At 43.5% G+C, this 12,757-nt stretch carries 9 protein-coding genes; 8 read left to right on the top strand and 1 reads right to left on the bottom strand.

Annotated features, from left to right (window positions below; all coding sequences use genetic code 11):
* The first annotated feature begins 1,203 nt into the window (after positions 1-1,203).
* From RT644_RS07555 to ugd, 7 genes are all read left to right on the top strand, one after another.
* On the top strand, positions 1,204-2,268 hold the full coding sequence (locus RT644_RS07555; protein WP_313626291.1) for a glycosyltransferase family 1 protein: 1,065 nt from the start codon (positions 1,204-1,206) through the stop codon (positions 2,266-2,268).
* The gene (locus RT644_RS07550; RefSeq protein WP_313626290.1) at positions 2,265-3,203 is read left to right on the top strand and encodes a glycosyltransferase; all 939 of its coding nucleotides are present in this window, start codon (positions 2,265-2,267) and stop codon (positions 3,201-3,203) included. The genes RT644_RS07555 and RT644_RS07550 overlap by 4 nt, the downstream gene beginning before the upstream one ends.
* Positions 3,190-4,623, top strand: a complete 1,434-nt coding sequence (locus RT644_RS07545) for a mannose-1-phosphate guanylyltransferase/mannose-6-phosphate isomerase (RefSeq protein WP_313626289.1) — start codon at positions 3,190-3,192, stop codon at positions 4,621-4,623. Before RT644_RS07550 ends, RT644_RS07545 begins: the two co-directional genes overlap by 14 nt.
* A 2-nt stretch (positions 4,624-4,625) precedes the next feature.
* On the top strand, positions 4,626-6,044 hold the full coding sequence (locus RT644_RS07540) for a phosphomannomutase (RefSeq protein ID WP_313626288.1): 1,419 nt from the start codon (positions 4,626-4,628) through the stop codon (positions 6,042-6,044).
* 45 nt (positions 6,045-6,089) lie between these two features.
* The gene (gene wbaP, locus RT644_RS07535; RefSeq protein WP_313626431.1) at positions 6,090-7,532 is read left to right on the top strand and encodes an undecaprenyl-phosphate galactose phosphotransferase WbaP; all 1,443 of its coding nucleotides are present in this window, start codon (positions 6,090-6,092) and stop codon (positions 7,530-7,532) included.
* A 138-nt stretch (positions 7,533-7,670) separates the two neighbouring features.
* A complete protein-coding gene (gene gndA / locus RT644_RS07530) occupies positions 7,671-9,077 on the top strand; it encodes an NADP-dependent phosphogluconate dehydrogenase (protein ID WP_313626287.1) in 1,407 nt (468 codons plus the stop codon).
* Between the two features lie 267 nt (positions 9,078-9,344).
* Positions 9,345-10,511 (top strand): UDP-glucose 6-dehydrogenase, encoded by a 1,167-nt coding sequence (gene ugd, locus RT644_RS07525; RefSeq protein WP_045510666.1) that lies wholly within the window; start codon positions 9,345-9,347, stop codon positions 10,509-10,511.
* A gap of 42 nt (positions 10,512-10,553) precedes the next feature.
* Here the strand turns inward: ugd and RT644_RS07520 are convergent, their stop codons facing one another.
* Positions 10,554-11,558, bottom strand: a complete 1,005-nt coding sequence (locus RT644_RS07520) for an NAD-dependent epimerase (protein ID WP_097405683.1) — start codon at positions 11,556-11,558, stop codon at positions 10,554-10,556.
* A 204-nt stretch (positions 11,559-11,762) separates the two neighbouring features.
* Here RT644_RS07520 and wzzB point away from each other — a divergent pair, with 204 nt between their 5' ends.
* Positions 11,763-12,746, top strand: coding sequence for an LPS O-antigen chain length determinant protein WzzB (gene wzzB, locus RT644_RS07515; protein ID WP_313626286.1), 984 nt, complete (start codon positions 11,763-11,765; stop codon positions 12,744-12,746).
* Positions 12,747-12,757: the final 11 nt, after the last annotated feature.

Raw genomic sequence — 12,757 nt, 5'->3', positions numbered from 1 at the left:
AGGCTAAGAGGCTAAGAGGCTAAGAGGCTAAGAGGCTAAGAGGCTAAGAGGCTAAGAGTGCTTCCTCATGAGGTTTTCTATTTAATTTCTAATTTGGTTTACATGCTACCCGTTCTGTATGTTTTTTTTATTTTTCTGAAGGGGGACAAGGCAAACTATGCAATTAAATGACGGCATATTAAAACAAATAATGACTTATTATATAATAAGCCTATTGTGCTTCTCTGCTAGGTCATGGTTTACTGCATTTGGATAAGATAAAGATTATTAAGTATTCATTGAATTCAGTCGAAAAGTTTATTTCTTTTATCGTTATTATTCTTTTGATTGTGACAAACTTTGTTATATAAATAAGTTGCTTACAATAGCTATGCGTTTGACTCGTGGTCGATGAGTAGCAAAACGTGGACTACCTCCATGGGATTAACTGAGTTAGCGGTTATAATTTTCATATACTCGTTATTCAGTGGGAATAATAAATTTTCATTTTTCCTATTCCTTACTATTTCTTCGAATTTATTGCACGGTACTAGGGTTTTTACGCTGATATGTATTTTTACTATTTTATTTTTTATGGAAAAATGTTTAGTAAGACTAAAATTATAATCTATGGCTTATTAAGCGGCTTTATTGTTTTACTTGCATTTCTTGCTGTCTTTGTACAAAGATCTGATGTTGCTATAAGTATGGATAACCTCAATTTGGATATAATATAAAGTCCGGTAGTTTATGAATCTATATCAATCAGATTTCATTTGTCAAAATGTTAACTTCCTTGAATGCACACATGGTACCTTTTGCACCGCAAAATCTTATTGTCGATACATTTATATTTTCATTGCCATCGTTTGATACGACAAACAAAGCACTACTTATGTCACCTTCAGCCTTTGGGAATTTAGGCCCCCCCTGGAGGACTGTCTGGGTATGCTAGTACTATTATATATTTTTCCTCATTTTATTTTGTCTGGTATTTCTTTTTGGGTGTTGTTTGTTCATACTGTGGAGAACTACAAGCCATAAAAAACTCCCGTTATTGAAGTTAATAACTTATGTTTATTTCATTTGTGATACTCTTTTCAGATTTAACAGGGATCCATGGTTTATTGCTCTAAAAATGTTGTTTAACAATTTAATTTTCGTGCTAGTAGTGTTTTTAATAATGGCAGTGTTATATTGGACTCAAGGGGAGCGGGTACAGCAATGATTGTAAATCTTTCACGCTTAGGAAAGCATGGCACAGGGATGTGGCAATATAGTCTAAAATTTCTGGATGCACTGGCTAGCAGGAAAAAAATATCAGCTATTATTTGCGCAGATTATCACCGGGCAGGGTTAGAGAAATATAATAGTGATTTTATAATTATACCTTCAATTGTCGGGAATACGTCTCGTATCTCCAGGTTGCGTCCTGTCTTTTGGTTGCTTTATAGCTATTGGCTGGGATGGAAAATAAAAAGAAAATACCCGGAAGAAGTTATTGTTTCAACAACTCATCATGCACTTCCACTCGTTCGAAACCAGGTTATCACTGTGCATGATTTGAGGCCTTGCAATTATCCTGATAGCATTATGCAAAAGATTTATTTTAATCATATACTTCCGCGAGAAGTTAAAAAATGCATTGGTATTTTGACCGTTTCTGAAACAGTCAAAAAAAGAATATGTTCAAATTTTGGCTTGCCATTGGAAAATGTATCGGTAATTTATAATGCTATAGATAAAAGTGAGTTCGAATATTCAGAAAAGAAAGATAATTTTCTTTTAGCAGTAGGAGCAAGCTGGTTCCACAAGAATATCCATACTTTGCTTAATGCGCATACTGTATGGAAGGATACATATAAGCTCAAAATTGTTTGTGGCCGGACGCAATATGTTGATTTTTTGAAGTCACTTGTGGCACAGCTAGGGCTTACTGATAACGTTGAATTTCTTCATGAGCTCCCCTTTGCAACACTTAAAAAGCTTTACAGCCAGGCGGCAGCATTGGTTTATCCTTCTTTAGATGAGGGATTTGGTATTCCTCCCGTTGAAGCGATGGCCTCTGGTACATTAGCTATTGTGGCGGATATCCCTGTTTTTAAAGAAATACTAGGGGAGTCTGCTATTTATGTTAATCCTCTGTCGCATCAATCTTGGAGTAAAGCTATTCAGGCCATCAATTATAACGAAAATGTGCAAAATAAAATGAAGGGTATCGCCGTAAAATATAGCGTTACGAATATGGATAAAATGGTTAACCATTGGTTGGAAGGAATCTGTAAATGAGATTTGCAGTTATTGTTCCAACTTACCAGGCTGGAAGTAACTGGTCTGCCTGGTGGGATGCTTTAAACTCCCAAACAGTTTATCCAGATGAGGTAATCATTATTGATTCAAGTTCCACGGATAATACGGTTGATATAGCAGTCGGACAGAAAAACACAAAAGTCCTATTTATTAAAAAAGAAAATTTTAACCATGGTGGAACCCGTAATTTAGCAGTAGCTGCGACTAACTCTGCAGAGATAATTGTTTTTCTGACACAAGATGCGATTCTTCATGAGTCGACCAGCCTGGAGCAACTCATAAAATGCTTCAATGATGAGACTATCGCTGCTGTTTGCGGACGTCAGTTACCGCACCTGGATGCAAATCCACTCGCAATACATGCACGTCAATTTAATTACAGTTCCGTTTCCAGAATTAAGCAACGGGAAGATATTCGTGATCTTGGGATAAAAGTTGCATTCATGTCGAATTCATTTGCGGCTTATCGCCGTGATATTTATGATGCGCTTGGTCGTTTTCCGGAACATACTATCCTGGCAGAGGATATGTTCCTCGCTGCAAAAATGGTTCTTTCTGGTTATAAAGTAGGGTATTGTGCTGAAGCAATAGTCCGACATTCGCATAATTATTCCACTCGAGAAGAATTTCAAAGATACTTCGATACCGGAGTTTTTCACGCTTGTAATAAATGGATACAACAGGATTTTGGCGGTGCGGCTGGTGAGGGAGCTCGTTTTGTGAAATCAGAATTGAATTTCCTTTTGCACAATCATCCACTTTGGCTTCCTCGTTCTATTTTGGCTACTGGTGCAAAGTACGTTGGCTATAAGCTCGGTTTGAACTGGCGAAAATTGCCCCTCACGTTATGTAAAAAACTGAGCATGTATAAAAGTTACTGGAACCGGGTAGGATACAAGAATGAAAACAAATAGTAATAACTTTATTTTACCTGTCATTATGGCGGGTGGGACAGGAAGTCGATTATGGCCTCTTTCGCGTGAACAACACCCTAAGCAGTTTTTGAAATTGCATGGAGATACGACCATGCTTCAAGAAACTATTTCACGCCTTGCAACACTAGATACGCAGGATCCCGTTATTATTTGTAACGACGATCATCGTTTTCTTGTCGCTGAACAATTAAGAGAGATTGGTAAACTTGCCAATAATATTATCCTTGAACCCGCAGCTCGTAATACCGCACCTGCTATTGCGCTTGCAGCATTTACGGCCTTAAAAAAAAATCCTGACAATGATCCGTTGCTGTTAGTGCTTGCGGCAGATCATGTTATTCAGCAAGAGACAAGCTTTGTCAGGGCTGTTAATAGTGCAGTCACTTTAGCTGAAGCAGGGAATCTCGTTACATTTGGTATCGTCCCAACTCATGCAGAGACAGGATATGGATATATCCTTCGAGGCGAAGAAGTTAGTGAAAATGCATTTAAAGTGGCACAGTTTGCCGAAAAACCGGATGCTAAAAACGCACAGCGCTATCTGGACAATGGTAACTATTATTGGAACAGCGGCATGTTTCTATTCCGGGCAACTCGCTTTCTTGCTGAGTTGAAAAAGTATCGCCTTGACATATATACTGCTTGCGAGCATTCAACTTCACGATTGACTGAAGATCTCGACTTTGTTCGAATAAATAAAGATGATTTTATTGAGTGCCCTGCCGAGTCGATAGATTATGCGGTCATGGAACAGACTCAACATGCTGTTGTTATAACAATGGAAGCGGGTTGGTCAGATGTTGGTTCATGGTCCTCGTTATGGGATATATCGGAAAAAGATACCGGTGGGAATGTTCTTAAAGGGGATGTCATTCAGCGTGACTGTGTAAACACCTATATACACTCTGAAGACGTTTTGGTTGCTGCAATCGGATTAAAAAATACAGTTATTGTTCAAACACCTGATGCTTTACTCATTGCAGACAAAAATTGCGTTCAAAATGTTAAAAATGTGGTTGAGGTTCTTAAGTCACATGAGCGTAAAGAATATAAAATGCATAAGATCACCTATCGCCCATGGGGAAGCATCGATACTTTAGCGCGTGGAAAGGATTATATTGTCAACCGTTTGACAATTCAGCCAAAGAAAACAATTTCCGCTCAAATACATCAGCATCGAACCGAGCACTGGATTGTGGTTTCCGGTACCGCACTGGTAAAACAGGAAGAAAGAGAGTTTCTGATTCATGAAAATGAGTCCACGTTCATTCCTGTCGGCACTGCTCACGCTTTATCTAACCCTGGAGTAATTCCGCTCGAGATCATTGAAATTCAGTCCGGTAATTTGTTATCCGAGGATGACATTCTTCGTGTTAGTGAGTTCAATTCAGGGAAATAGTTATGGAAAGTTTAATTAGCGCAGAGATCATTCGAACCAGCAATGTCGCTTTTGGCACCAGTGGCGCCAGAGGATTAGTCGTGGATTTCCGACCTGAAGTATGCGCGGCTTTTACTATTAATTTTCTCAATATTATTGGTTTTGCGAAAAGCGTAGCTATTGGAATTGATAACCGCCCCTCAAGCTATTCAATGGCACAAGCATGCGCGGCGGCGGCAGAATCCTTGGGCTTTAAGATTCTCTATTTCGGCGTAACGCCGACTCCTGCTTTAGCGTTTTATGCAATGGATCATCAAATTCCAGCCATCATGATCACTGGTAGCCACATCCCCTTTGATCGCAATGGGCTAAAATTTTATCGTCCGGATGGTGAAATTTCCAAGCAAGATGAGATGGCGATTCTGCAAGGAGAGTTGCCTGTGGCGCTGCCTGACGTTTTACCTTCGCTTGCCGCTTCTGATTATGCGAATACATTTTATGTCCAGCGTTACCTCTCAATTATCGAGCATAATGCTCTTGAAGGTATGCGCATTGGTATTTATGAGCATTCCAGTGCCGGACGGGATATTTATCCGCAAATTTTTGGTGGTCTGGGTGCCGAAGTTATCAGAATTGGTCGTAGCGACGAATTTGTGCCTATCGACACGGAAGCGGTAAGTGAAAATGATAAAAAACGTGCGCAAGAATGGGTCGCAGAATATAAACTAGATGCTTTATTTTCTACTGATGGTGATGGTGACCGTCCATTGCTCAGCGATGAGAACGGTATTTGGCTGAGAGGAGATATTCTGGGATTACTCTGCTCACAGCATTTACGCATTGATGCAGTTGCTGTACCCGTGAGCTGCAATAGCTCTATTGCCGAAGGTGGTTTTTTTGAGCATGTTGAGCTTACTAAAATAGGCTCGCCATATATTATTGAAACCTTTGAGAAATTGCGCAAAAAGTATAATAAAGTTGCGGGGTTTGAAGCGAATGGCGGCTATCTCCTGGGTAGCGATATTAACTATGGCTCTGCCAGTATAAAAGCCTTACCGACACGTGATGCTGTACTCCCGGCATTGGTACTGTTAATTTCCCGTAAACGTACCCCTATTTTTAAACAAGTTCAGGCACTTCCTGCTCGCTTTACAGCTTCAAATCGGTTGCAAAATTTCCCGACTGAGAAGAGCCGCTTACTCCTTGAAATGTTATCAACTCAGCCACAAACAGCATTAAACTCCCTCGGGATGGAGCAATCTGTCGTCGTCAGTACGAATATGCTCGATGGCGCGCGGATACTTTTGAATACAAAAGATATCATCCACTTACGCCCTTCAGGGAACGCACCAGAGCTTCGGTGTTATGCTGAGTCTGATTCAATGGTTAAAGCTGAGCAACTTGTTGATTTAGTTTTAAAAAGCATTCATGAAAAAATGTAATGTCGGTTTGGTATTTATTTTATCAGTGGGCAATGTGAGGGGATGATGGAACGCATTGATATAACAAACAAATATAAACCCCGGGTTTGCAAAATTGCTCTTGCGGCTTCGGACTTTTTATCGTTCAACGCTTCTTTATGGCTTTCATTGGGAGTTGTTTATTTTTTATTTAATGACTTATATCGTTTTATACCGGCTGAACAGTTTGAATATCGAGTCATTTCGCATGTCATTTTGTCCATAACCTGTGTAGGCTGGTTTCTCATTCGCTTACGTCATTACACTTATCGCAAACCTTTTTGGTATGAATTAAAGGAAATTCTCCGTACCATTGTCATTTTCGCTGTTTTCGATCTTGCCTTGGTGGCTTTTACAAAATGGCAGTTCTCGCGTTATTTGTGGGTATTTTGCTGGGCGTTTGCCATGATTCTGGTGCCAACACTTCGTTTCTTAGTTAAGAGCATGCTAAACAAGGCGGGAGTGTGGAAAAAGAAAACGTTTATTTTAGGCAGTGGAGTCAATGCGCGCGAGGCATACCATGCGATTCAAAGTGAGGAGATGCTTGGGTTTGAGGTTGCTCTTTTCTATGATGATGAAAATATAACTGATGAAACAGAAATATTAGGTTTGCCCCTTATCAACAATCCTGATGATATATGGCGTGTCGCTGATCTAAAAGAAGTGCATTTTATCGTCGCCTTCGATAATGAAAATCTCGATAAATCACTTGCATGGATTCGTGAACTTTCAAAACACCATTGTCGCTCTGTCACAGTTGTGCCCTCGTTGCGCGGGCTACCATTATATAACACAGAAATGTCATTTATATTTAGCCATGAGGTAATGCTATTACGCATTCATACCAATTTGGCTAAGCGTTCTTCTCGTTTTTTGAAACGAAGCTTTGATATTATCTGTTCAATGATAATTCTGATATTAGCCTCACCGCTCTTTATTTATCTTTGGTACAAAGTGACGCGTGATGGGGGACCTGCTATTTATGGACATCAGCGAGTAGGGCGACATGGAAAACTCTTTCCCTGTTATAAGTTTCGCTCAATGGTAATCAATTCGCAAGAGATTCTGGATGCGTTACTTAAAAGCAATCCAGAAGCAAAAGCCGAATGGGATAAAGATTTCAAACTTAAGAATGATCCGCGTATCACAAAGGTTGGTCGTTTTATTCGCAGAACCAGCCTTGATGAATTGCCACAGTTATTTAATGTCTTAAAGGGCGAAATGAGTCTTGTCGGTCCGCGTCCTGTTGTTCCTGATGAATTGACGAGATACCTCGAAAATGTTGATTATTATTTGATGGCAAAACCAGGAATGACGGGCTTGTGGCAAGTTAGTGGTCGCAATGATGTGGACTATGAAACGCGCGTTTATTTTGATTCATGGTACGTCAAGAACTGGTCATTATGGAACGATATTGCGATTTTGTTCAAAACCGTTAACGTCGTGCTACGTCGCGATGGCGCCTATTGATACATTTCTTCTCATTACGTCAATGACAAGGCTTGATGGCATCTTCCGCTATCCAGGCTCAACAAACTTGAGTTAACATCTAAGCCACATTTCAAGCCGTGCATATGTCGCGGTGACCAAACCTGACAGGAGTATGTAATGTCCAAGCAACAAATCGGCGTTGTTGGTATGGCGGTAATGGGGCGCAACCTGGCGCTCAACATTGAAAGCCGTGGCTACACCGTTTCAGTTTTCAACCGCTCGCGCGAAAAAACCGAAGAAGTCATTGCCGAAAACCCGGGCAAAAAGCTGGTTCCTTACTACACCGTACAAGAATTTGTCGAATCACTGGAAACCCCGCGCCGCATCCTGCTGATGGTGAAAGCCGGTGCAGGCACCGACGCCGCTATCGATTCCCTCAAGCCATATCTCGATAAAGGCGACATCATTATTGATGGCGGCAACACATTCTTCCAGGACACCATTCGTCGTAATCGCGAACTTTCGGAAGAAGGTTTCAACTTCATCGGCACAGGCGTTTCCGGTGGTGAAGAAGGCGCGCTGAAAGGTCCATCAATCATGCCTGGCGGTCAAAAAGAAGCCTACGATTTGGTTGCTCCGATCCTGACCAAAATTGCTGCAGTGGCGGAAGATGGCGAACCTTGCGTAACGTATATTGGTCCGGACGGTGCGGGTCACTACGTTAAAATGGTGCATAACGGTATCGAATATGGCGATATGCAGCTGATTGCCGAAGCTTACGCGTTGTTGAAAGGCGGCCTGAATCTCTCTAACGAAGAGCTGGCGAAAACCTTCAGCGAGTGGAACGCAGGTGAGCTGAGCAGCTATCTTATCGACATCACCAAAGATATCTTCACCAAAAAAGATGAAGAGGGTAAATATCTCGTTGATGTGATCCTCGACGAAGCGGCGAATAAAGGCACCGGCAAATGGACCAGCCAGAGCTCTCTGGACCTTGGCGAGCCGCTGTCGCTGATCACCGAATCCGTGTTTGCGCGCTATATCTCTTCTCTGAAAGAGCAGCGTGTTGCCGCGTCTAAAGTACTTTCCGGTCCGCAGGCGAAACCGGCGGGTGATAAAGCTGAATTTATCGAGAAAGTACGCCGTGCGCTGTACCTCGGTAAAATTGTTTCCTATGCACAGGGCTTCTCTCAGCTGCGTGCTGCTTCTGACGAGCACAACTGGAACCTGAATTACGGCGAAATAGCGAAGATCTTCCGCGCAGGGTGTATCATCCGTGCGCAGTTCCTGCAGAAAATCACCGATGCTTATGCCGAGACCCCGGCCATCGCAAACCTGTTGCTGGCACCGTACTTTCAGAAAATTGCCGACGATTACCAACAGGCGCTTCGTGATGTAGTGGCCTATGCCGTGCAGAATGGTATTCCGGTACCGACTTTCTCTGCGGCGGTGGCATACTACGACAGTTACCGTTCTGCGGTACTACCGGCGAACCTGATCCAGGCTCAGCGTGATTATTTCGGTGCGCACACATACAAGCGCACAGATAAAGATGGCGTGTTCCATACCGAATGGCTGGATTAATCTGATAATCACCCATCTGGTTTACCCAGGCTCGGTTGTTAAAACCGGGCCTTTTTTTCGTCTCAACCGCCGTTTTTTCGGGCAGTCATATTCATTTTGTCGATTATTTCCCGCTAAACCATACATAAACGCCGCTGTTGACGGCCGATTGTCGCCTTGACAGTCCCTCAACAGAAGAGGTAAAAACCCCAACAGTTATTGATATTAAGCGGGTGGCGACGGGATCGTCATCTCCGGTTTCATACACTCACAAAAGTTGCTTATCGAATGAAAATAACAATCTCCGGAACAGGTTACGTTGGGCTATCGAACGGGATTCTGATTGCGCAGAATCATGAAGTGGTGGCGCTGGATATCGTTCAGTCCAAAGTAGATATGCTTAATCAGAAGATCTCTCCCATCGTGGATAAGGAGATCCAGGAGTATTTGCAGAATAAGCCGCTGAACTTCCGTGCGACGACGGACAAACTCGACGCCTATCGCGGCGCGGATTTCGTCATCATTGCCACGCCGACGGATTACGATCCGAAAACGAACTACTTCAACACCAGCAGCGTGGAGTCTGTGATTCGTGACGTTCATGAGATCAACCCGCAAGCGGTGATGATCATTAAATCGACTATTCCCGTCGGTTTCACCCAGTCCATCCGTGAAAAATACGGCATTGATAACGTTATCTTCTCACCGGAATTCTTACGTGAAGGTAAGGCGCTGTACGATAACCTGCACCCATCGCGTATCGTTATCGGCGAACGCTCCGAACGTGCCGAGCGTTTTGCTGCGTTGCTACAGGAAGGCGCCATCAAAAAAGATATTCGCGTGCTGTTTACAGACTCAACTGAAGCCGAAGCGATTAAACTCTTCGCCAACACCTATCTGGCGATGCGCGTGGCGTACTTCAACGAACTGGATAGCTATGCAGAAAGCTTGGGGCTGAACAGCCGCCAGATTATCGAAGGCGTATGTCTGGATCCGCGTATCGGCAATCACTACAACAACCCGTCGTTTGGCTACGGCGGTTACTGCCTGCCGAAAGACACCAAACAGCTGCTGGCGAACTACCAGTCAGTACCGAATAATATTATTTCGGCTATCGTTGATGCTAACCGTACACGTAAAGACTTTATTGCGGATTCCATCCTGGCGCGTAAACCCAAGGTGGTGGGTGTTTATCGTCTAATCATGAAGAGTGGTTCCGATAACTTCCGCGCCTCTTCAATTCAGGGCATCATGAAGCGTATTAAAGCAAAGGGCGTGCAGGTCATCATTTATGAACCAGTAATGCAGGAAGATGAATTCTTCCACTCCCGCGTGGTACGCGATCTGGACGCGTTCAAGCAAGAAGCGGATGTCATTATCTCCAACCGCATGGCGCAAGAACTGGCCGATGTACAGGACAAAGTCTATACCCGCGATTTATTCGGTAACGACTAATTGTTATTGCTTAAAGTAAAACGGCCCGTCAGGGCCGTTTTTTTACACGTTATAAAACGCTCTGTACCAGTCAACAAAGCGCTTCACACCATCTTTGACTGAAGTCTGGGGCTTAAAGCCTGTCACCTCATACAGCGGCTGGGTGTCTGCGCTCGTTTCCAGCACATCACCTGGCTGAATCGGCATCATGTTTTTCTGCGCTTCAATACCCAATGCTTCTTCCAGTGCCGTGATGTAATCCATCAGCTCGACCGGAGAGCTATTGCCAATGTTATAAACATGGTAAGGCGCAGAGCTGGTTGCCGGTGACCCGCTTTCAACTGTCCAGTTTGCATCCGGCTGCGGGATAACATCCTGCATACGGATAATCGCTTCCACGATATCATCAATGTAGGTGAAGTCGCGCTTCATCTTGCCATAGTTGTAAACGTCAATGCTCTTGCCTTCCAGCATCGCTTTCGTGAACTTAAAGAGCGCCATGTCCGGGCGCCCCCAGGGGCCATAAACCGTAAAGAAACGCAGGCCGGTCGTTGGCAGACCATACAGATGCGAATAGGTATGCGACATCAGTTCATTGGCTTTTTTCGTTGCCGCGTAGAGTGATACCGGGTGGTCAACTGAATCATCAGTGGAGAACGGCATCTTACGGTTTAACCCGTAAACGGAGCTGGAGGAGGCATACAGCAGATGCTGCACTTTATGATGACGGCAGCCTTCAAGTACGTTCAGATGTCCAATCAGATTAGATTCTGCGTAAACGTGCGGGTTTTCGAGCGAGTAACGGACACCTGCTTGTGCAGCGAGATGAATAACGCGGTCGAATTTTTCACGCGCAAACAGCTGCGCCATCCCTTCGCGGTCAGCGAGATCGATTTTATGAAAGTGGAAATCGGGAGAGGCCAGTAAATCCAGGCGCGCTTGTTTCAGACTGACATCGTAGTAATCATTCAGGTTATCAATACCCACCACCTGGTGGCCCGCTTTCAGCAAACGTTCACTGACGTGATAGCCGATAAACCCGGCAGCGCCGGTGACCAGAAATTTCATAGCTAATCCTTTCTTACATCAAAAACGTACAATCCTTCTATTGTATGATCCCCGACAGGTAATCGCTATCAGTTATAAAAGCGTAAAAGCGGTTAAAAGAGTGTCTGGTAAAACTTATTTACACGTAGTCCTATAGAAAAAAAATAACGAACCGCTAAACTCGCGCTCTATGATTCTCTTTTGCGCTTCTCATTTAGGGTTGCTATGACACACGAAAAAAACAATCTGTCTGCCGGGCAGAGCATTGAGCCGGAACAGATCGATATAATTGTTCTTTTATCTCAAATTTGGCGCGGTAAATGGATCGTGTCGCTGTTCATCATTCTTTTTATTATTATTGCAGGGATTTATTTAAGTGTCGCAAAAGAGAAATGGACCTCCGTTGCGGTAATCAGTTCACCTGATGCCGGACAGATTGCCGGTTATTCCAATGCGATGAGCATATTAAGTAACGATGACAAGTATGACATCGCTGGTATCCAACAGCGCGTGATTGGCCGCTTTAATTCCGCATTCGCGGCATTATCTGAAACCCTTGACAACCAGGAAGAGCCCGAAAAACTGACCATCGATACTGCAGTTCAGGGACAATCACTACCGCTAAAAGTTACCTACCAGGGATCAACCGCTCAGGATGCGCAGAAAAAGCTGGCGCAATATATCGAGCAAATTGATCAACAAATCGCTAAAGAATTGATTGATGATTTACAGACCAGTGTGAAATCGCGTACTCGCGATTTAGTTGAGTTGCTGTCGACGCAGGAAAAAGTTGCACAGGAGCAAAAAGACCTTAGGATCAAACAGATCGCCCAGGCACTTTCTGTTGCAAAAGAGGCGGAAGTGCATTCACCGCAAGTGCGGCAAACGGAAAACGTATCTCAGGATACGCTGTTTCTGCTTGGCAGCGCGGCGCTGGAGTCGATGATCAAGAATGAGTCGTCCCGCCCGCTGGTATTTCCTGATGATTACTACAAAACACGCAAGAATCTTCTTAATATTCAGACGATTGTCGTGAAGCCACAAAATATACATGCTTATCGTTACGTGATGAAACCAACTTTGCCTATCCACCGCGATAGCCCGCGTAAGGTAATTACTCTTGTAGTGGCCATTTTACTCGGGGGCATCCTGGGTTCTGGTTTTGTGCTGATGCGTAACGAATTTCGGGAGCGTCAATCAAAAGCATAAGTACAAAAAAA

The organism is Kosakonia sp. (assembly GCF_032104925.1).
Classification (GTDB): domain Bacteria; phylum Pseudomonadota; class Gammaproteobacteria; order Enterobacterales; family Enterobacteriaceae; genus Kosakonia.
This window is presented reverse-complemented; position numbering and strand designations above follow the sequence as displayed.

Bases quoted from the DNA above. Each gene is read 5' to 3' on its own strand.
- RT644_RS07545 (WP_313626289.1), top strand. From the start codon at position 3,190: ATGAAAACAAATAGTAATAACTTTATTTTACCTGTCATTATGGCGGGT.
- wzzB (WP_313626286.1), top strand. From the start codon at position 11,763: ATGACACACGAAAAAAACAATCTGTCTGCCGGGCAGAGCATTGAGCCG.
- RT644_RS07520 (WP_097405683.1), bottom strand. From the start codon at position 11,558: ATGAAATTTCTGGTCACCGGCGCTGCCGGGTTTATCGGCTATCACGTC.
- RT644_RS07550 (WP_313626290.1), top strand. From the start codon at position 2,265: ATGAGATTTGCAGTTATTGTTCCAACTTACCAGGCTGGAAGTAACTGG.
- RT644_RS07540 (WP_313626288.1), top strand. From the start codon at position 4,626: ATGGAAAGTTTAATTAGCGCAGAGATCATTCGAACCAGCAATGTCGCT.
- ugd (WP_045510666.1), top strand. From the start codon at position 9,345: ATGAAAATAACAATCTCCGGAACAGGTTACGTTGGGCTATCGAACGGG.
- wbaP (WP_313626431.1), top strand. From the start codon at position 6,090: ATGGAACGCATTGATATAACAAACAAATATAAACCCCGGGTTTGCAAA.
- gndA (WP_313626287.1), top strand. From the start codon at position 7,671: ATGTCCAAGCAACAAATCGGCGTTGTTGGTATGGCGGTAATGGGGCGC.
- RT644_RS07555 (WP_313626291.1), top strand. From the start codon at position 1,204: ATGATTGTAAATCTTTCACGCTTAGGAAAGCATGGCACAGGGATGTGG.